Source organism: Kitasatospora sp. NBC_00374, assembly GCF_041434935.1.
Taxonomy (GTDB): Bacteria; Actinomycetota; Actinomycetes; order Streptomycetales; family Streptomycetaceae; genus Kitasatospora.
On record NZ_CP107964.1, the window covers coordinates 1,709,081 to 1,731,276 of the forward strand.

Here is a 22,196-nt window from a genome sequence, read left to right on the forward strand (position 1 = left end):
TTCTCTTCCTTCTCGGGTGATGGTGGTGGTGGGAGGGGATCAGTCGGAGCAGGGGACGGCGGCCGCGGGGCCGCCGAGGGCGTTCAGTACGGTCTCGGCGACCAGGTGGTCGGTCAGCGCCGCCACGCTGGGCCTGGCCAACAGGTCGGCCAGACCGAGCGGGTGGTCGAACTCGGCGCGCAGGCGCTGCAGCAGCGACATCGCGAGCAGGGAGTGGCCGCCCAGGTCGAAGAAGTTCTCGTCGATGCCGACGGCCGGCAGCCCGAGCACCTCGGCGAAGACGGCGTGCACCCGCTCCTCGCCGGCGTACCGGGGAGCGCGCACCGGCCCGGTGGCCGTGAAGTCGGCGGCCGTGGGCGCGGGGAGGGCCTTGCGGTCGAGCTTGCCGTTGACGGTCAGCGGCAGCGTGTCGAGGACGACGAACGCGGACGGGACCATGTACTCCGGCAGCCGCTCGGACAGCATACGACGGACGGCGGCGGTCTCCACCTCCCGGTCGGCGGGGACGAGGTAGGCGGCGAGGCGCTTGACGCCCGGGGTGTCCTCGCGGACCACTACGGCGGCCTGGGCGACGGCGGAGTGGGCGGTGAGGGCGTCCTCGATCTCACCGGGCTCGACCCGGTAACCCCGGATCTTCACCTGATCGTCCACCCGGCCCAGGAAGTCCAGCAGACCGTCCTGACGCCACCGCACCACATCACCGGTCCGGTACATCCTCCCGCCCGGCTCACCGAACGGATCGGCGACGAACCGCTCCGCCGTCAGACCCGGCCGGTTCAGGTAACCACGCGCCAGACCGACACCCGCGATGTAGAGCTCGCCGGCGACGCCGACCGGGACGGGGCGCAGATGGGCGTCCAGGACGTGGGCGCGGGTGTTCCAGATCGGACGACCGACGGTCGCGGACGCCGAGTCGAGCGTGCCACCACCAAGGGTGTTGATGGTGTACTCGGTCGGCCCGTACAGGTTGTAGCCCATGACCCCGGGGGTGTCGCGCAGCCTCGACCACAGAGTCTCCGCCACCGCCTCACCACCGAGCAGCACCAGCACCGGACGGTGCCGGCCCTCCTCCAACAGACCGCACTCCACCAGCGCCTGGGCGTACGACGGCGTCACGTTGACCACGTCGATCTCGTGCTCGGCACAGAAGTCCGCCAGCCCCTGGGCATCCCGGCGCAGGGCCTCGTCGAGGACGTGCACCTCGTGACCCTCCACCAGCCACAGCAACTCCTCCCACGACATGTCGAACGAGAACGACACCGTGTGCGCGATCCGCAACCGACGACCACCCGCCAACTCCACCACCGGATCGAAAATCGCCTCACGATGGTTCAACTGCATGTTCGTCAGACCCCGGTACGGCGTCACCACACCCTTCGGCCGACCCGTCGAACCCGACGTGAAGATCACATACGCCGGCCAGTCCTGATCCACCCGCACACCCAACGGACCATCCGACAACCCCGCCAGCTCGGCCACAACCTCCGGTGCATCCAGCAGCACCACATCCGACGCCTCCGGCATCAGACCAACCGCCGAAGAATCCGTCACCAGACACACCGGCCCGGCGTCCTCCACCATGAACGCCAACCGCTCCCGCGGATAGTCCAACTCCAACGGCAGATACGCCGCACCCGTCCGCAACACCGCGAACAACGACGCCACCATCTCCAACGACCGCGGCAACCCCAACGCCACAACCCGCTCAGGCCCCGCCCCCCGCGCCACGAACAACCGCGCCAACCGGTTCACCCGCGCATCCAACTCCGCATACGTCCACCGCGAACCCCCGAACACCAACGCCACCTCGTCCGGCACCAACACCGCACGCTCCGCCAACAGATCCGCCACCGTCGCACCCGGCAACACCCGCGACGTCGCCCCCCACTCCCCCAACACCAGACCCCGCTCACGCACCGTCAACACATCGAGGGAGCCGATTCGGCGGCCGGGGTCGGCGGCGACCTGCTCCAGCAGGGCGAGCAGGCGCTCGACCAGGGACTCGGCGGTGGTGCGGTCGTAGAGGTCGGCCGCGTACTCGAAGACGATGTCGATCTCCTCGGAGGCCGAGGTCTCCTCGAAGTTGAAGTCGAGTTCGAACTTCACCGCGCCCAGCTCGAACGGCAGGATCCGGCTCTCCAGACCGAGCAGGCTGCCGCCCCGGCCGTCGTTGTGCTGGTAGCCGAGCATCACCTGGAACAGCGGGTGCCGACCGGCCACCCGCGGCGGGTTGACGGCCTCGACCAGGCGGTCGAAGGGCAGGTCCTGGTGCGCGAAGGCGGCCAGGTCCGACTCCCGGGTGCGGGTGAGCAGTTCGGCGAAGGTCGGGTCGCCGGAGAGGTCGTTGCGCAGGACGAGCGTGTTGACGAAGAACCCGACCAGGCCGTCCAGCGCCGCGTCCGAGCGGCCGGCGACGGGGGCACCGAGGGGGATGTCGGTACCGGCGCCGAGCCGGTGCAGCAGGGTGGCGACGGCTGCCTGGAGCACCATGAAGGTGGTCGTCCCCGTGGCCCGGGCGGCCTCCCGCAGGCCGCGGTACACGGCCGGCGGGACCTGGGCGTACACGGTGTCGCCCCGGTGGCCGGCGGTCGGCAGGCGCGGGTGGTCGGTGGGCAGCGGCAGTTCCTCGGGCAGACCGGCCAGGGCCTGCTTCCAGAACTCAACCTGCCGGCTGTGCAGGCTGTCCGGGTCCTCGGCGGCGCCCAGCAGCTCCTGCTGCCAGAGGGTGTAGTCGGCGTACTGGACCGGCAGCGGCGCCCAGGCGGGGGCCTGACCCGCGCCGTGCGCGAGGTAGGCGGCGTTCAGGTCCTCGATGAACGGCAGCATCGACCACTCGTCGCCCGCGATGTGGTGGAAGAGCAGCACGATCGCGTGGTCCGCCGGGCCGATCTCCAGCACGCCGACCCGCAGGGGCGGTTCGGCGGAGAGGTCGAAGCCGTGCCGGACGGCCGCCTCGATGTCGGCGGCGAGGGTCTGCTCGCCGGAGGCCACCAGGTGCAGGGCCCCGGCCGCGGTCGGGGCGGGCCGGACCTCCTGGAAGACCCCACCGGCGCGCTCGGTGAAGACGGTGCGCAGGCTCTCGTGGCGCTCGGTCACGGCGGTGACGGCGGCGCGCAGCGCGTCCAGGTCGAGCTGTCCGGTGACCCGCACGACCAACGGCACGTTGTAGGTGGCACCCGAGCCGTCCAGGTTCTGCAGGAACCACATCCGGCGCTGGGCGTGCGAGAGCGGCAGCTCGGCGGGGTGCTCGCGACGGACCAGGGCCGGGCGGCTCTCGCCGCCGGCGGCGGCCCGGTGCACGAGGCCGGCCGGGGTGGGGGCCTCGAAGAGGTCCCGGACCGTCAGCTGGTTGCCGAGCACCGTACGCAGGCGGCTGACCAGGCGGGTGGCGATCAGCGAGTGGCCGCCGAGGTCGAAGAAGTGGTCCTCGGGGCCGGCCGATGCCAGGCCCAGGACCTCGGCGAACAGGCCGCAGATGATCTCCTCGCGGGCGTCCCGCGGGGCGCGCCCGGCGCCGCCACCGGTGGTGTCGGGGGTGGGGAGGGCCTTGCGGTCCAGCTTGCCGTTGACGGTCAGCGGCAGCGTGTCGAGGACGACGAACGCGGACGGGACCATGTACTCCGGCAGCCGCTCGGCGAGGTCGCTGCGGACGTCCGCGACGTCGATGCCGGAGCCGGCGGGGACGAGGTAGGCGGCCAGGCGCTTGACGCCCGGGGTGTCCTCCCGGACCACCACGGCGGCCTGGGCGACGGCAGGGTGGGCGGTGAGGGCGTCCTCGATCTCACCGGGCTCGACCCGGTAACCCCGGATCTTCACCTGATCGTCCACCCGGCCCAGGAAGTCCAACAGACCGTCCTGACGCCACCGCACCACATCACCCGTCCGGTACATCCTCCCGCCCGGCTCACCGAACGGATCGGCGACGAACCGCTCCGCCGTCAGACCCGGCCGGTTCAGGTAACCACGCGCCAGACCGACACCGGAGACGTACAGCTCACCCGGCACACCGACCGGCACCTGCCGGAGGAACCCGTCGAGCACGTGGGCGCGGGTGTTCCAGATCGGACGACCGACGGTCGCGGACGCCGAGTCGAGCGTGCCACCACCAAGGGTGTTGATGGTGTACTCGGTCGGCCCGTACAGGTTGTAGCCCATGACCCCGGGGGTGTCGCGCAGCCTCGACCACAGGGTCTCCGCCACCGCCTCACCACCGAGCAGCACCAGCACCGGACGGTGCCGGCCCTCCTCCAACAGACCGCACTCCACCAGCGCCTGGGCGTACGACGGCGTCACGTTGACCACGTCGATCTCGTGCTCGGCACAGAAGTCCGCCAGCCCCTGGGCATCCCGGCGCAGGGCCTCGTCGAGGACGTGCACCTCGTGACCCTCCACCAGCCACAGCAACTCCTCCCACGACATGTCGAACGAGAACGACACCGTGTGCGCGATCCGCAACCGACGACCACCCGCCAACTCCACCACCGGATCGAAAATCGCCTCACGATGGTTCAACTGCATGTTCGTCAGACCCCGGTACGGCGTCACCACACCCTTCGGCCGACCCGTCGAACCCGACGTGAAGATCACATACGCCGGCCAGTCCTGATCCACCCGCACACCCAACGGACCATCCGACAACCCCGCCAGCTCGGCCACAACCTCCGGTGCATCCAGCAGCACCACATCCGACGCCTCCGGCATCAGACCAACCGCCGAAGAATCCGTCACCAGACACACCGGCCCGGCGTCCTCCACCATGAACGCCAACCGCTCCCGCGGATAGTCCAACTCCAACGGCAGATACGCCGCACCCGTCCGCAACACCGCGAACAACGACGCCACCATCTCCAACGACCGCGGCAACCCCAACGCCACAACCCGCTCAGGCCCCGCCCCCCGCGCCACGAACAACCGCGCCAACCGGTTCACCCGCGCATCCAACTCCGCATACGTCCACCGCGAACCCCCGAACACCAACGCCACCTCGTCCGGCACCAACACCGCACGCTCCGCCAACAGATCCGCCACCGTCGCACCCGGCAACACCCGCGACGTCGCCCCCCACTCCCCCAACACCAGACCCCGCTCACGCACCGACAACACATCGAGCGCGCGGACCGGCCGGTCGGGGTGGGCCGTGAGCTGCTCCAGCAGGTGGACCAGACGCTCGGCGTGCTCCTCGACGGTCGCTCGGTCGAAGACGTCGGGGCGGTAGGTCCACTCGAAGGAGAGGGCCGGGCCCGGGTTGGTGATGAAGATCAGCGGGAAGTGTGTGGCGTCGACGTCGATGACGTCCCGGACGCCGAGCGACTCCCGGATGCGGTCCCGGACGCCCTCGTCGGCGGGGGTGTTGCGGAGCACCTGAAGGGTGTCGAAGAGCCGGCCGAGGCCGGTGCCGCGCTGGATCTCGCCCAGGCTGACCTGGTGGTGCGCCAGCAGCCCGGTCTGCTCCGTCTGGAGACGGACGAGGAAGTCGGCGACGCTCTCGTCGCCGCGCAGCCGCGCCCGGACCGGGACGGTGTTGAGGAACATGCCGATGGTCCCCTCGATACCGGGCAGCTCTGCCGGGCGGCCGGAGACCGTGGCGCCGAACACCACGTCCTGGCGGCCGGTCAGCCCGGCCAGCAGCAGGCCCCAGACGCCCGACAGCACGGTGTTGAGGGTCAGGGCGCGGTCGCGGGCGAAGGCCGCGATCCGGCCGGTCAGCTCGGCGGAGATCGCCAGCTCGACCTTCTCGGGCAGCACGGCGGCCCGCTCACGGGCCTGCGGGGCCAGCAGGGTGGGCCCGTCCAGGCCGGCCAGCGCGTCGCGCCAGGCAGTGCGGCCCTGCTCCTGGTCCTGGGCGCCGAGCCAGGCGAGGAAGTCCCGGTACGGCAGGGCCGTACCGTCCAGGGCCATCGAGCCGCCGGTCAGACCGTTGTGACAGAGGGTCAGCAGCTCCTGCAGGAACAGGCCGGAGGACCAGCCGTCCCACAGCAGCGCGTGGTTGGTGATCAGGATGGACTGGCCGCCGCCGGGGGCGAGGACCGAGACCAGCCGCAACAGCGGCGGGGCCGCGAGGTCGAAGCGGGTGAACGCCTCGCGCTCCTTGAGCCGGCCCAGCTCCGCCTCGGCGGCCGCCGGTGTGAGGTCGCTCAGGTCGATCTCGGTGAGCGGGACGTCGACGGCCCGGGGGACGAACTGGACGGGCCGGTCCGGGCCGTCCTGGAGGAAGCCGACCCGCAGGTTGGGGTGGCGCTCCAGCACGGTGGCGACGGCGGAGCGCAGCACGTCCAGCGGGACGCGGGTGGTCAGGGTGACCACGTCGCGGGAGGTGTAGACGTCGAGCGCGCGGTCGTCGTAGCCGGCCTCGAAGAGCAGGCCCTCCTGGAGCGGGGAGACCGGCCAGACCTCCTCGATCTCCAGCTTCGGCGCGGCCGCGCGGACGGCGGCCAGCTCGGCCTCGCCGGCCGCGGGCAGAGCGGGGATCGCGGGGGCCTGCTCGGCCTGGCCGCGTCCGTCGGCGACGGCCGCCAGGGCGGCCGGGGTGCGGCGCTCGAAGACGTCGCGGGGGCTGAGGGCGAGGCCCTCGGCGCGGGCGACGCCGATCAGGCGGATGGAGGCGATGGAGTCGCCGCCGAGTCGGAAGAAGTCGTCCTCGGCGCCGGCCCCGGGCAGGGCCAGGACCTCGGCGAACAGCTCGCACAGCAGCCGCTCGGTGGCGGTCTCGGCCGCGCGCGAGGAGGTCAGGCCGGCGTAGTCGAGGGCGTCGTCGGGCAGCGCGGCGCGGTCGATCTTGCCGTTGACGTTCAGCGGCATGGTGTCCAGCACGGCGAAGGCCGAGGGCACCATGTACTCGGGCAGCCGGACGGCCAGCGCGGCGTGCAGTGCGGCGGCGTCCGGCGCGGCACCGGGGACCGGGACCACGTACCCGACCAGGCGCTTGACGGCGCCGTCGCGGACCAGGACGGCGCTCTGCGCGACGCCGGGCTGCTCGGCGAGGGCGGCCTCGATCTCGCCCAGCTCGATCCGGTAGCCGCGGATCTTGATCTGGTCGTCGACCCGGCCGAGGTAGTCCAGGGTGCCGTCGGCGCGGCGGCGCACCAGGTCACCGGTGCGGTACATCCTCCCGCCGTCGCCGAACGGGTCGGCGACGAACCGGCCGGCCGTCAGGCCGGGGCGGTCCAGGTAGCCGCGGGCCAGCTGCCGGCCGGCCAGGTACAGCTCGCCGGGCGAGCCGACCGGCACGGGCCGCAGCAGGCCGTCCAGCACGTAGGCGCGACCGCCGCGCAGCGGGCGGCCGATGCTCGGGGTGGCACTGTCGGCGAGGTCCGCGACCAGGGCGTCCACGGTGTACTCGGTCGGGCCGTAGTAGTTGACCGCCACCACGCCGGGCTCGGCGCGCAGCCGCGTCCAGAGCGGTTCGGGCAGGGCCTCGCCGCCGAGCAGGAGCACGGACGGGCGGTGCGGGCCGGCGAGCAGCCCGGAGTCGAGCAGCTGCCGGGCGTACGAGGGGGTGACGTCCAGGGTGTCGACGGCGTGCTCGCGGGCGTAGGCGACCACCGTCTCGGCGTCCCGGCGGTCCTGCTCGCCGAGCAGGTGCAGCTCGTGGCCGCCGAGCAGCCAGAGCAGCTGCTCCCAGGAGGAGTCGAAGGAGAACGAGGCGGTGTGCAGGGCGCGCAGTCGGTCGCGGCCGACCGACCGGACGGCGTCCGCGAAGGTGCCGCCGAGGTGGTCGTGGGCCAGGTTGAGCAGGCCCTGGTGCGGGATGACCACACCCTTGGGACGGCCGGTGGAGCCCGAGGTGTGGATGACGTACGCGGCCTGTCCGGGGTGGATCGGGCCACCGCGCTCGGTGTCGGTGAGCGGGCCGCCGGGCAGGGCGGCCAGGGTGTCGAGGGTGGCCTGCTCGTCGAGCCGCAGGCCGTCCGGGAAGCGGTCGGCCAGGGCACGGCCGGTCAGCACCAGGGCCGGGCGGGCGTCGTCGAGGATCTGGGCGATCCGCTCGGCCGGGTGGTCGAGGTCGAGCGGCAGGTAGGCACCGCCGGCCTTGAGGACGGCGAGGATCGCGACGACCGACTCGGTGGTGCGGGGCAGCGCGAGGGCGACGGTCTGCTCGGCGCGCAGCCCGCGGCAGAGCAGCAGCCGGGCGAGGCGGTCGGCACGGTCGGCGAGCGCGGCGAAGGTCAGCCGCTCGGCCGGGCCGCCGGCCAGCGCCGGGCCGACCAGGGCCACCGCGTCCGGGGTACGGGCGGCCAGGCCGGTCAGCAGGTCGGTGACGGTGCCGGACGCGGCGGGGGCCTCGCCGCCGCCGAGGACGGCCGGCTCCGCCGGGCCGAGCAGGTCGAGCCGGGCCAGCGGGGTGTCCGGGTCGGCGGCGAACGCGGCCAGCAGGGCGAGGTAGCGGGCGGCGATCCGCTCGGCCTCGGCGTGCTCGAACACGTCGGGGCGGTAGTCGAGTTCGAGCCGCAGCTCGGCGCCGGGCAGGACGGCCAGGCCGAGCGGGTAGTGGGTGGCGTCGCGGGCGCCGAGTCCGGTGATGGTCAGGCCCTCGGCTCCGCCGAGGGCGGCCTTCACGTCGTCGCCGCCGCCCTGGTAGTTCTCGACGACCAGCAGCGTGTCGAAGAGCGGGCCGTCGACCGCGGACCGCCGCTGGATCGCGGCCAGGCCCAGGTGCTGGTGGGACATCAGGGCGGCCTGCTCGGCCTGCACCGCGGCGACGGCCTCGGCGAGGGTGTCGGCCGCCCGGAACCGGACCCGGACCGGCACGGTGTTGATGAACAGGCCGACCATGCTCTCGGCGCCCGGCAGGTCGTCGGGGCGCCCGGAGACGGTGGTGCCGAAGACCACGTCGGTGCTGCCGGTCAGCGAGCCGAGCAGGACGCCCCACAGGGTGTGGGCGAGGTTGCCGAGGGTCAGCCCCCTGCCGCGGGCGGCGGCCGCCACGGCCGCGGACAGCTCGGCGCCGGCGGTCAGGTGGACGGAGCCGGACTCGACGGCTGAGCCGGTGTCGGTGCCCGGGGCGACCGGACGGGCCTCGTCGAAGCCGGCCAGCGCCTCCTGCCAGGCGGCCTCGGCGGCGGCCGCGTCGCGGGTGGCGAGCAGCGCCAGGTGGTCCTTGTACGGGCGGACCGGGGGCAGCACGGCGAGGTCGCCGGCGGAGCCGTACAGCGCGAGCAGTTCGCGGACCAGGATCGGCATCGACCAGCCGTCGAGCAGCAGGTGGTGGCAGGTGACGACCAGCCGCGAGCGCCCGGCGTCCAGGCGCAGCAGGGTGAATCGCAGCAGCGGCGGGGTGTCCAGGTCGAAGCGGTGCTCCCAGTCCTGGTCCATGGCGGCCCGGACGGCCGCCTCCTGGGCCGCGCCGGTGAACGCGGTCAGGTCGGCCTCGCGCAGCGGGGTCTCCACCGAGCGCTGGACGAACTGGACCACGGCCTCCGGGTCCTCGTACCAGAAGCCGACCCGCAGGTTGGCGTGCCGCAGCAGCAGCGCGTCGACGGCCGCGCCGAGCCGGGCGGTGTCGACGGCTCCGGCCAGGTCCAGGTGGGACTGGACGACGTAGACGTCGCGGGCCGCGTCGTCGTACAGGGCGTGGAAGAGCAGGCCCTCCTGGAGCGAGGAGAGCGGGTAGACGTCCTCCAGGCCGGAGTCCGCGGCAGGCTCGACGGCGGACTCGGCGGGCTCCGCGGTCGGCTCGGCCTGGGTCGGGTTCTGGTCGTTCGTCACGGTGTTCTCGGTCCTGGAGGTGGTGGCGGGGAGGTTCTCGGGGTCGTGCCGGGGGTGGTTCATCGGCGCCTGCGCAGTCGGGACTCCAGCCGGTCGATCTGGGACTGCCTGAGGCTGACCAGGTGCAGGTCGGACGGGGTGACGCCGCCCGCGCCGTCGGTGGCGGTGTGCCGGGCGATGGCGTCCAGCGCGGCGAACCAGGCGTCCGCGAGGACGGTCACCTCGGCCTCGGTGAGCAGGGCCTGCGGCCAGCTCCACTCGACGGCCAGTTCGGGTCGGCCGTCGGGGCCCGCCTGGACCACGGCGTCGATCTCCAGCGGGTAGCCGGCCGGCATCGCCGGGTCGGGCCCGGCGGCGGCCGCCACGGCGGCGCGCTCGTCCTGCGGGGCGAACGGCCAGCCTCCGCCGGCCGGGCCGGCGGCGCCGTCGGTGCGGCCGCGGTAGTTGAACAGCAGCTCCGGGCGCGGCCCGGCCGCGAGCAGGGCCGCGGTCTGCGGGTTGAGGTGGCGCAGCAGGCCGTGGCCGAGGCCGCGGTCCGGGACGGCGCGCAGTTGCTCCTTGACCTGCTTGAGCGCGCGGCCGGTGTCCGGGCCCCCGGTCATCGCGGCGGCCGGGTCGACGCCGGCCAGGTCGAGCCGGACGGGGTGCACGGTGGTGAACCAGCCGACGGTACGGGCCAGGTCGGGGCTGAGGCCGCCGGTCTCGCTGCCGCCGCGGCCGTGGCCCTCCAGGTCGACCCGGAGCGCGGGGGCGCCGCCGGGGCGGGCCGCGGCGACGCCGAGCGTCAGGGCGGCCAGCAGCACGTCGTCCACGCCGGCGCCGAAGGCCTTCGGCACGTCGGTGAGCAGCGGTGCGGTGCGGTCGGCCGGCAGGGTGCGGCGCAGGGTGCGCAGGGTCGCGACGGTGTCCCGGGCGGGGTCGGCGCCGAGCGCGCCGAGCGGGCCGGCGGGGCCCGCGAGGGCGGTGCGCCAGTAGGCGGTCTCGGCGACCCGGCCGCGTTCCTGGGCGTGCGCCAGCAGCCGCTCGGACCAGGCCCGCAGGCCGTCGGCCTCCGGTTCGGGAGCCGGCCGGGCGCCGGCGGCGAACGCGGCGTAGGCGGTGGCGAGTTCGGGCAGCAGGGTGCGCCAGGAGACGCCGTCGACGGCGAGGTGGTGGATGGTCAGCAGCAGTCTGCCGGCCCGGTCGGTGCCGCCGTCGAAGTGGACGGCCCGAAGGATGCGGCCCTGCCCGGGGGCGAGGGCGGCGGCGGCCGCGTCGGCCTCGCGGGCGATCAGCCCGGTGCCGGTGCCGTCGACCTGGCGCAGGGTGTCCGGGTCGGTGACGGCGGGGGCCTGGGCGGTGGGCAGGATCTCCTGGGTCCAGATGCCGTCGGTGGTGTCCAGCCGCAGGCGCAGCGCCGGGTGGTTCTCGGCGAGTGCGGCCAGGGCCCGGCGCAGCGGCTCGGCCCGCAGGCCGGCCGGAACGGTCAGCAGCACGGACTGGTTGAACCGGTCGATCGGTCCGCCGCGTTCGCGCAGCCAGTGCACCACGGGCAGGGCGGGGAGTTCGCCGTCGGCCGGGACGGGCCCGGCGGTGGCGGCGGGCGGCTGTCCCTTGGCGGCGCCGGCCAGGGCGGCCGGGGTCGGGTGCTGGAAGACGTCCTTGGCGGTGATCTCCAGGCCGGCCTTGCGGGCCCGGCTGACCAGCTGGATGGAGACGATCGAGTCGCCGCCGAGGGCGAAGAAGTTCTCCTCCTCGCCGACCTCGCCGAGGCCGAGGACCTCGGCGAAGACCCTGGCCATCGCCCGCGCCGGGGTGTGGCCGGCGGCGGCCGGCGCGGCGGCGCGGCCGGGGGCCGGGAGCGCCTTGCGGTCGAGCTTGCCGTTGACGCTCAGCGGCAGCGCGTCCAGGACGGTGACGACGGCGGGCACCATGTGCTCGGGCAGCACGGCGGCCACGGCGCCGCGCACCGCGTCGCCGCTGACGGCGGCGCCGGCCTGCGGGACGACGTAGCCGGCCAGTTGGCGGGCGCCGCCCTCGACCAGCGGCCGGGCCGTCACGGCGGCCTGGCCGACGCCGGGGACGGCGGCCAGCGCGGCCTCGACCTCGCCGAGCTCGATCCGGAAGCCGCGCACCTTGACCTGGTCGTCGGTGCGGCCGAGGTACTCGACCTCGCCGTCGACCCGGCGGCGCACCAGGTCACCGGTGCGGTACATCCTCCCGCCGTCGCCGAACGGGTCGGCGACGAACCGGCCGGCCGTCAGGCCGGGGCGGCCGAGGTAGCCGTGGGCCAGCTGGACGCCGGCCAGGTACAGCTCGCCGGGCACGCCGACCGGGACGGGCCGCAGCCGCGCGTCCAGCACGTACAGCTTGGTGTTCCAGACCGGGCGGCCGATCGGGACGGCGCCGGCGCCGGCCCAGGCGCGGTGGAAGGTGACGTCCACGGCGGCCTCGGTAGGCCCGTACAGGTTGTGCAGTTCGATGTGCGGCCACAGGGCGGCGAACCGGTCGACGGCGGCGGCGGGCAGCGCCTCGCCGGAGCAGAAGACCCGGCGCACGTCGGTGAAGCCGGCCCGGACGGCCGGATCCTGCTCGGCCGCGCCGGTGAAGGCGGTGAGCATGGACGGCACGAAGTGGGCGGTGGTGACACCCCGGCGGGCGGTGAGCGCGGCCAGGTACTCGGGTTCGCGGTGGCCGCCGGGGCGGGCCAGCACCACGGCCGCGCCGCTGACCAGCGGCAGGAAGAACTCCCAGACCGAGACGTCGAAGCTGGCCGGGGTCTTCTGCAGGATGCGGTCCTCGGGCGTGACGCCGTAGACCTCGCGCATCCAGTCGAGCCGGTTGACGACGGCGCGGTGGCCGACCAGCACGCCCTTGGGGCGGCCGGTGGAGCCCGAGGTGAAGATCACGTACGCGGGGTGGTCCTCGGCCGGCGCCTGGGGCACGGCCCGCGGGCCCTCGCCGTCGACCGTCAGCACCGGCACGCCGGGGACCCGCCGCAGGCGGTCGGCCTGGCCGTCCACCGTGAGCAGGCAGACCGGGGCGGCGTCCTCGACCATGCCGGCCAGCCGGTCGACCGGGTACTCGGTGTCCAGCGGCAGGTAGGCGGCGCCGGACTTCAGGACGGCCAGCAGGGCCACCATCAGTTCGGCGGAGCGCGGCACCGCGACCGCGACGATCCGGCCCGGTCCGGCGCCGGCGGCGGCCAGCCGGCCGGCCAGCGCGCCGGCCAGCGCGTCCAGCCGGCGGTAGGTCAGCTCGGTGTCCTCGAAGACCACGGCGGTGGCCTCGGGGGCCGCGGCGACCTGCTCGGCGATCCGGGTGGTCAGGGTGCCGGGACGGACCTCGCGCTCGGTGGCGTTCCACTCCCCCGCGAGGCCGCGGCGCTCCTGGGCGCCGGTCGGTTCGATCCGGCCGATCGGGCGCCGCGGCGCGGCCAGTGCCTGCTCCAGCACCCGCACCAGGCGGGCGCCGAACAGTCCGGCGGTGGAGTGCTCGAAGAGGTCCTCGGCGTAGATCACGGTGAGGTCGGTGCGGGCGCCGTCGGCCGACTCGACGAAGGTGAAGGCCAGGTCGAAGCGGGCCGCGTGGACCGGGTCGGGCAGCAGCGAGGTGCGGGAGCCGAGCAGCGCGTCCAGGCCGTCGGCCTCCTTGCGGTGCTGCACCATCACCTGGAACAGCGGGTGGCGGCCGAGCGAGCGCTCCGGGTTGACGATCTCCACCAGCCGGTCGAACGGCAGGTCCTGGTGGGCCAGCGCGCCGAGCACGGTCTCCCGGGAGCGGGCGACCAGGGTGTCGAAGTCGGGGTCGCCGGACAGGTCGTGGCGCAGCACCAGGGTGTTGACGAAGAAGCCGACGACCTCCTCGACCGCCTCGTCCGTGCGGCCCGCGACCGGGGTGCCGAGCACCACGTCCGCCGTCCCGGCGAGGGCGCCGAGCAGCAGCGCGGCGGCGGCCTGGGTGACCATGAACGGGGTGACGGCCGCGCGGTTGGCGTACTCGCGCAGCGCCGCGTGCAGCTCCTGCGGCAGGCGCAGGCGGACGGAGCCGCCCCGGCCGGTGGCCTCGGCGGGCCGTGGCCGGTCGGCGGGCAGCGCCAGCTCGGCCGGCAGGCCGGCCAGCCGCTCGGTCCAGTAGGCGGTCTGGGCGGCGGCCGGGCCGTGCTGCTCGGCGAGCAGGTCGGCCTGCCACAGGGCGTGGTCGGCGAACTGGAGCGGTAGCGGGGCGAAGGCCGGTTCTCCGCCGGCCACGCGGGCCCGGTAGGCGCGGTCGAGGTCGCGCAGCAGCACGCCCTCCGACCACTCGTCGCCGGCGATGTGGTGCAGCGCGATGCTCAGGACGTGGCGGTCGGGGGCGCTGCTGAGCAGGGTGGCGCGGACCGGGATCCCGGTGGCCAGGTCGAAGGCGTGGGCACCGGCGGCGGCGACCGCCCGGTCCAGCCGGTGGACCGTCACCTCCTCGGCCGTGAACGGGACTCCGGCCTGCTCGGCGCTGAGGATCCGCTGGTAGGGGCGGCCGTCGACGTCCGGGAAGACCGTCCGCAGGGCCTCGTGCCGGGCCAGCACGTCGCCGAAGGCGGCCCGCAGGGCCTCGACGTCGAGCTTGCCGTCGATCCGCAGCGCGCACGGGATGGTGTACGCGGTGCTGGGGCCCTCCAGGCGGTACAGGAACCACAGCCGGGCCTGGGCGGCGGAGAGCGGGAGCAGCTCCGGGCGCGGCCGGGCGGCCGGTCCGGGGCGGCCGGCGGCGGCGGTGCGCAGCCGCCGGGCGAGGCCGGCGGCGGTCCGGGCCTCGAACAGGTCGCGGACGGCGACGTCCGTGCCGAGCGCGGCCCGGGCCCGGCCGACCACCCGGGTGGCGAGCAGGGAGTGGCCGCCGAGGGCGAAGAAGTCGTCCTCGACGCCGACCTGCGGCAGGCCGAGGACATCCGCGAACACGCCGCACAGCACGGCCTCCCGCTCGTCGCGGGGGGCGCGGCCGGCCGGGGCCGCGAAGTCGGCGGCGTCCGGCTCGGGCAGGGCCTGCCGGTCGAGCTTGCCGTTGACGTTCAGCGGCAGCGCGTCCAGCGCGACGACGGCGGCGGGCACCAGGTACTCGGGCAGGGTGTCCGCGAGCGCCTTGCGCAGCGCGGCCGGGTCCAGCGTCGCGGGGGCGGCGTAGCCGACCAGGCGGCGCACGCCGCCGGCGCCGCGGACCAGGACGGCGGCCTGGGTGACGCCCGGCAGGGCGGCCAGCGCGGCCTCGACCTCGCCGGGTTCGACCCGGAAGCCGCGGATCTTCACCTGGTCGTCGCCGCGGCCCAGGTAGTCGAGCGAGCCGTCGGCCCGTCGGCGGACGAGGTCGCCGGTGCGGTACATCCTCCCGCCCTCGTCGAACGGGTCGGCGACGAAGCGGCTCGCGGTGAGCGCGGGCCGGTTGCCGTAGCCGCGGGCCAGGCCCGGGCCGGCGATGTAGAGCTCGCCGGGGACGCCGGCCGGGACGGGCCGCAGGCGGCCGTCCAGCACGTAGACCCGGGTGTTGCCGATCGGGCGGCCGACGAAGGGCGTCGGGCTCTCGTCGAGGGCGGCGCCGAGGGTGTCGACGGTGTACTCGGTCGGGCCGTAGAAGTTGTGGCCGAGCACGCCCTCGGTCTCCCGGATCCGGGTCCACAGGGCGTCGTCGACGGCCTCGCCGCCGACCAGGAAGAGCAGCGGGCGGTGCTCGGCGGAGTCCAGCAGACCCCACTCGACCAGTTGCCGGCCGAAGGACGGGGTGACGTCCAGGGTGTCGATCCGGTCGTTGAGCAGACGGGCGGTCAGCGCCTGCGGGTCGCGCCGCAGGTCCTCGCCGTAGACGTGCAGCTGGTGGCCGCAGATCAGCCAGAGCAGCTGCTCCCAGGAGGAGTCGAAGGAGAACGAGGCGGTGTGCGCGGCCCGCAGGCGGCGGCCGCCGGCGGCCTCGACGGCGCGGGCGAAGACGGTGTTGCCGTGGTGCTCCAGCATGTTGGCCAGACCGCGGTGCGGCACCTGGACGCCCTTGGGACGGCCGGTGGAGCCGGAGGTGTGGATCACGTAGGCCAGGTCGTCGGCGTGCGGGCGGACGGGTTCGGCGGAGCGCGAGCCGAGCTCCTCGGCCAGGACGGCGCCCAGGCCGTGCTCGGCGAGCACCGGCAGCCGTCCGACCACCTCGGCGGTGGTCAGGGTGAGCAACGGCCGGGCGTCCTCCAGCATCAGGGCGACCCGCTCGGCCGGGTGGTCGAGGTCGACCGGCAGGTAGGCGGCGCCGGACTTGAGCACACCCAGCAGGACGGCGACCAGGTCGGCGGAGCGCGGCAGGGCGAGGGCGACCACCCGGTCCGGGCCGGCGCCGAGCGCGGCCAGGTGGCGGGCGGTCAGGTCGACCCGGGCGGCCAGCTCGGCGTAGGTCAGGCGCTGCTCGCCGAAGACCACGGCGGTCGCGTCGGGGGTGGCGGCGGCCCGGGCCTCGAACGCGTCCACGACGGTGCCGGCGGGCACCTCGCGGTCGGTGGCGTTCCAGGTGCGCAGGACGTTCTCCCGCTCGGCGGCGTCGAGGATCTCCAGCGCGCCGACGGGGGTGCCGGGGGCGGTGGCGATCTGCCGGAGCAGACCCAGCAGGCGGGCGCCGGTGGTCGCGGCCTGCTCGGCGGTGAAGACGTCCGGGCGGTACTCGACGGTGAGCTTCGGGTTCTCGCCGGGCAGGGTGAGGACGGTCAGCGGGTAGTGGGTGGCGCCCCGGTGGGTGATGTCCGCGACGCGCAGCCCGCGGGCGGTCAGCGCGGCCGGGTCGACCGGGTAGTTCTCGACCACCAGCAGGGTGTCGAAGAGGGTGCCGTGCCCGGCCTGGGCCTGGATGTCGGCCAGGCCGAGGTACTGGTGGTCGAGCAGCGCGGACTGCTGGGCCTGCAGGCGGGCCAGCGCCTCGGCGACCGGCTCGTCCTCGCGCGGCTCGAAGCGCACCGGGACGGTGTTGCTGAACAGGCCGACCATCGACTCCACGCCGGGGATGTCCGCCGGGCGTCCGGAGACGGTCGCGCCGAACACCACGTCGGTGCGGCCGGTGAGGCGCCCGAGCAGGATCGCCCAGGCGCCCTGGACGAGGGTGTTGAGGGTCAGTCCGTGCCGGCGGGCGGTGGCGGTGAGCCGGGCGGTGAGCTCGGCGCCGAGCGGCAGGTCCAGTTCCCGGCCGGCGGCCGAGGTGCCGCCGGCGGGGGCGCCGAGGGCGTCGGCGAGCAGCGTGGGCGCGGGCAGACCGGCCAGCGCCCGCCGCCAGGCGTCGGTGTCGGCGGCGGTGTCGCGCCCGGCGAGCCAGCCGAGGTGGTCGGCGTAGGGGGTGGCGGCGGGCAGGTCGGCCGGGTCCGCGCCGCCGTACGCGGCGATCAGCTCGCGCAGCAGGACGGGCATGGACCAGCCGTCCATGACGATGTGGTGGCGGGTCATCACCAGGCGGTGGTGGCCCTCGCCGAGGGTGACCAGGGCGCAGCGCACCAGCGGCGCGCGGTCCAGGTCGAAGCGGCGGCCGGCCTCGGCGGCCTCGATCTGGGCGAGTTCGGCCGCCTGCCGGTCGGCGGGGATGCCGGTGAGGTCGTGCTCGGTCCACGGGACGCGGACCTCGCGGGCGATCAGCTGGAGCGGCCGCCCGGTCCCGGCGTCGGTGAACACGGCCCGCAGCGCGCCGTGCCGGTTGACGACGGCGTCGACGGCGGCGGTCAGCGCGGCGCGGTCGAGCGGGCCGCGCAGGTCCAGCGAGGTGAGCGAGGTGTAGAGGTCGTCGGCGCCCTCGGCGCGCCGGTGGTTCGCGTGGAAGAGCAGGCCCTCCTGGAGCGGGGAGAGCGGCAGCACGTCCTCGGTGCCGGGGTGGGCGGCGGCCAGCCGGTCCAGTACGGGCTGGGTGAGGGCCGCCAGCGGCACGTCGGAGGGGGTGAGGCCGCCGGCGTCGGGGCGCTCGGCGTACGCGGTGAGGGCGTCCAGGGCGGCGAACCACTGCTCGGCGAGCTCGCGGACGGCCTGCTCGGTGAGCACGCCCTGCGGCCAGGCCAGCTGGACGGTGAGCTCCGGGCCGTCGACGAGGTCCTGGACGAAGGCGGAGATCTCCAGGGCGTGGGCGGCGGGCAGCGCTGGGTCGCTGCTCTCGGCGGCGGGCTCGCCGGTGGTCCACGGGCCCCGGGCGGCGGGCAGCCGGCCGAGGTAGCCGAACCGCAGCTGCGGGGCGTCGGCGTCGGCCGGCAGCGGGCCGCCGACCGGGGCCGGCCGGCGCAGCAGCTCGTAGCCGGCGCCGGCCCGGGGCAGGGCGCGCAGCTGTTCCTTGACCAGGGCGAGGGCGCGTCCGGCGGCGGGCCCGCCGGTGCGGGCGTCGTCGAGGTCGACCCCGGCCAGGTCGAGGCGGGCCGGGTGGGAGGTGGTCAGCCGGCCGACCGTGCGGGCGGTGTCGGCGCCGGCGACGAGCCGGCCGCGGCCGTCCAGGTCGAGCAGCAGGTCGGGGCGGGCCGAGGCGCCGTGGCGGGCCTTGCGGCGGCCGAGCACGGCCAGGGTGAGGCCGGTCAGCAGGACGTGGTCGACGTCGGCGCGGTGGCGGGCGGGGACGGCCGCGAGCAGCGGCGCGGTGCGCCCGGCGGGCAGGGTGAGGCGCAGCCGCCGGGTGCCGGCGGCGGTGTCGCGGGTCGGGTCGAGCGGCCGGTCGCCGAGCAGCGGGCCGGCGCCCTCGGCCAGCACGGCCTGCCAGAGCGGGAGTTCGGCGCGGACGGGGTCGCCGGTGGCGGTTGCGGCCAGGCCGAGGGCCCAGTGCCGCAGCGGGGTGGTGACGGCGGCCGGTTCGCGGCCCTCGTAGGCGGCCTGCAGGTCGGTCAGCAGGATGGGCCAGGAGTCCTCGTCGGCGGCGAGGTGGTGCAGGGCGAGGACCAGCCGGCCGGGGGTGTCGTCGCCGGCGTCCAGGTGGACGGCCTGCAGGACGACGTCCCGCTCGGGGTCGAGGCGGTCGGCGGCAGCCGCGCGCTCGCGGGCGCAGGCCTCGTCCAGCTCGGCGGCGGGGACGGTGACGCGGCGCAGGCGGTCGGCGGCGGGGGCGCTTCCGGCCGGGCGGATCTCCTGGGTCCAGCCGCCGTCGGCCTCGACCGTCAGCCGCAGGCGGAGCGCGTCGTGGTGGTCGGTCAGGGTGTCCAGGGCGGCAGTGAGGCGCTCGGCGTCCAGTGCGGCCGGGACGGTGACGGCGGTGTGCAGGCCGGAGCGGGCGATCGGGCCGCGGCGGGTGCGCAGCCGTTCGGCGGCCGGGGTGGCGGGCAGGGTGCCGACGGCGTCGGGCCCTTCGGCGGCGGCGCCGGCGGTCTCGGCCACGGCGGCGATCCGGGCCACGGTACGGCGTTCGAAGACCACCCGCGGGGTGATCAGGTAGCCGGCCCGGCGGGCCCGGCTGCCGAGCTGGATGGCGGAGACGGAGTCGCCGCCGAGGGAGAAGAAGTTGTCGTCGACGCCGAGGTCGGCCAGGCCGAGGATCTCCTTGACCAGGTCGGCGAGCGCCCGTTCGGCCGGGGTGCTCGGGGCGCGGCCGGTGACGGCGGCGGACAGTCCGGGGGCGGGCAGCGCCCGGCGGTCGATCTTGCCGTTGGCGGTGAGCGGGAAGGTCTCCACCGCCACCACCGCCGCCGGGACCATGTACTCGGGCAGCAGCTCGGCGACGGCCGGGCGCAGGGCGGCCGGGTCGGCGGTGCCGGTGACGTAGCCGACCAGCTGCCGGCGGCCGGGCGCGTCCTCGCGGACCAGGGCGACCGCGCGGGAGACGCCGGGCTGAGCGGTCAACGCGGCCTCGACCTCGCCGAGTTCGATCCGGAAGCCGCGCAGCTTCACCTGGTCGTCGACCCGGCTCAGGAAGTGGATCCGGCCGTCCGTGCCGCGGCGCACCAGGTCGCCGGTGCGGTACATCCGGCTGCCCGCCGGGCCGTACGGGTCCGCGACGAAGCGTCCGGCGGTCAGGCCGGGCCGCCCGAGGTAGCCGCGGACCACCTGGTGGCCGGCGAGGTAGAGCTCGCCGGGGACGCCGACCGGCACCGGCCGCAGGCCGCCGTCCAGGACGTGGGCGCGGGTGTTCCGGAACGGCACGCCGATGTCGGGTACGCCCCGGTGGTCGGCGGGGAGTTCGGCGGAGGTGGCCCAGACGGTCACCTCGGTCGGGCCGTAGACGTTGGTGACCCGGCGGGTGGCGCGGGTCATCCGCTCGGCCAGCTCGGCGGGCAGGGCCTCGCCGCCGACCAGCGCGTGCACCCGCGGCAGGCTGCTCGCGGAGCCGTCCTCCAGCAGAACGTGCCACAGGGTGGGGGTGGCCTGGACGGCCTTGGGGCGGTGCGCGTCGATCAGGGCCGCCAGGGCGGCCGGGTCGCGGACGGTGTCCCGGTCCGCCAGGACCACGGTGGCGCCGCTCACCAGCGGTACGTGGATCTCCAGCCCGGCGATGTCGAAGGAGACCGTGGTGACGGCCACCAGGCTGTCCCCGACGCCGAGTTCGAGCTCCTCGCGCATCACCTCCAGGAAGTTGGCGAGTGCGCCGTGCGGCACCACGACGCCCTTGGGGCGGCCGGTGGAGCCGGAGGTGTGGATGACGTACGCCGGGCTGTCCGGGTCCACCGGGCCGGCGGGCAGCGGCGCCGCGGCGGCCAGCTCGGCGACCGTCTCCGGGGCGTCCAGCACGAGCAGGTCGCGGTCGCCGGGGACGGCGTGCGCGGAGCCGGCCACCGTCACCGTGCAGACCGGGCGGGCGTCGTCCAGCATGAACGCCAGCCGGTCGGCGGGGTAGTCCAGGTCGAGCGGCAGGTACGCGCCGCCGCAGCGCAGCACCGCCAGCATCGCCGGCACCAGCTCGGCCGACCGCGGGAGCGCGAGCGCCACGAAGGACTCCGGGCCGACGCCCCGGGCCGCCAGCAGGGCGGCCAGCCGGCCGGCCCGGGCGTCCAGCTCCGCGTACGTCAGCCGCTGACCGCCCGCCACCACGGCGAGCGCGTCCGGGGCCAGTGCCGCCCGCTCGGCGAACAGCTCCACGGCCGAACGCCCGGACACCTGACGGTCGGTGGCGTTCCAGCGGGCGAGCGCGTCGAGTTCGGTGTCGGCGAGCAGCCCCAGGGCCGCGACCGGCTGCTCGGGCCGGGCGGCCAGCCGGGTCAGCAGGCCCGCGCAGCGCTCGGCGTGGGCGGCCAGCTCGGCGGGGGTGTAGAGCGCCGGGTTGGCGTCGAAGTCCAGGTGCAGCAGGTTGTCGGGGGTCGCGCTGACCGCGAGCGAGAGGTCGTCGACCGGGCCGGCGGCGAGGTTGACGAGGCGGCCGGGCAGTCCGGCGAAGTCCAGGTCGAGGTCGAACGGCTTCAGGTTGAGCAGCGGGCCGTACAGCCGCTCGTCGCCGCCGACCAGGCCGAGGTCGCGGCGGATCTCCTCGCCGCGGTGCAGCTGGTGGCGGCGGGCGTGCTTGAGCACGCCGGCGGCGCGGCGCAGCAGGTCGGTGTAGCTGTCGGTGCCGGCGACGGCGAGCCGGACGGGCAGGATGTTGACGGCCATGCCGGGCACCCGCAGGGTGCCGGGCGCGGTGCGGGCCATGAAGTGCATGCCGAGGACGGCGTCCGGGGTGCCGGTCATCCGGTGCAGGTAGGCGGCGAGGCCGGCGGCGGCGGCCTCGGCCCAGGTGGCGCGGGCGGCCCGGGCGGCGGCCAGGACGGTGGCCGAGTCGGCGGCGGACAGCGCGATGCGGTGGCGCAGCGAGGTGGCGCCAGCCTGCGCGGTCTGCTCGGTCAGGCCGACGACGGCGGGGCGGTCGGCGAACAGGCCGTTCCAGTGGGCCCGGTCGGTGGCGGCCCGCTCGGAGGCGAGGTACTCGCGCTCGGCGTCGGCGAGCAGGCCGACCGGACGGAACGGCGAGTCGCCGGGCTCCCGGCCGGCGGCGAGGGCGGTGTACACCTCGGCGACCCGGCGGGTGAACAGGGCGACACCGTACCCGTCGATCACCAGGTGGTGGAACCACTGGAACCACAGGTGCCGCTGTTCGCCGGTACGGACCAGTAGCGCGCCGGTCAGCGGGCCGGCCTGGTCGCCCTCCAGGACGGCGGGCACCGCCAGCTGGTCGCGGACCAGGGCGACGGCGGCCTGCTCGGGGTCGGCCGCGCCACGGGTGTCCAGCCGGGGCAGCCGCCAGGCGTCCTGGTCGAAGCCCGCGGGCCGCTGCACGGTGCGGCCGTCGAGCTCGACCAGCCGTATGTGCAGGCCGTCGGCCTCGGCGAGGGTGCGGCGCAGGGCCCGCTCCAGCAGGGCGGTGTCCAGCGGGCCGTCGAGCTCGACGTACTGGCCGACGTTGTAGGCCGGGTTGTCGGGGTCGATGCGCTGCGCGGCGAGCACGCCCGCCTGGGCGGCCGTCAACTCGGCCGTCCGGTGGGGCTCGGTGGTGTCCGCCGTCCGGCCGTTCGCCGTCTGGGTGCTCGCCTCTGCCATGGTCGGCCCTTCCCGGGGTGTCGCTGCGACACCCCGGGACTGCCCGGGCCGGGGTGCGGT

The 22,196-nt window shown here is 75.5% G+C and carries 2 protein-coding genes; both read right to left on the bottom strand.

All coding sequences use genetic code 11. The features are described 5' to 3' along the window. Positions 1-39 precede the first annotated feature (39 nt). Positions 40-9,768 carry an amino acid adenylation domain-containing protein gene (locus OG871_RS07635; RefSeq protein ID WP_371495281.1) on the bottom strand — a complete coding sequence of 3,243 codons (9,729 nt, stop codon included), beginning with the start codon at positions 9,766-9,768 and terminating at the stop codon, positions 40-42. Then, positions 9,765-22,136 carry an amino acid adenylation domain-containing protein gene (locus OG871_RS07640; RefSeq protein WP_371495283.1) on the bottom strand — a complete coding sequence of 4,124 codons (12,372 nt, stop codon included), beginning with the start codon at positions 22,134-22,136 and terminating at the stop codon, positions 9,765-9,767. Before OG871_RS07640 ends, OG871_RS07635 begins: the two co-directional genes overlap by 4 nt. Between the last annotated feature and the right edge of the window lie 60 nt (positions 22,137-22,196).

Coding starts and splice junctions, on each gene's coding strand:
- OG871_RS07635 (WP_371495281.1), bottom strand. CDS start 9,768: ATGAACCACCCCCGGCACGACCCCGAGAACCTCCCCGCCACCACCTCC.
- OG871_RS07640 (WP_371495283.1), bottom strand. CDS start 22,136: ATGGCAGAGGCGAGCACCCAGACGGCGAACGGCCGGACGGCGGACACC.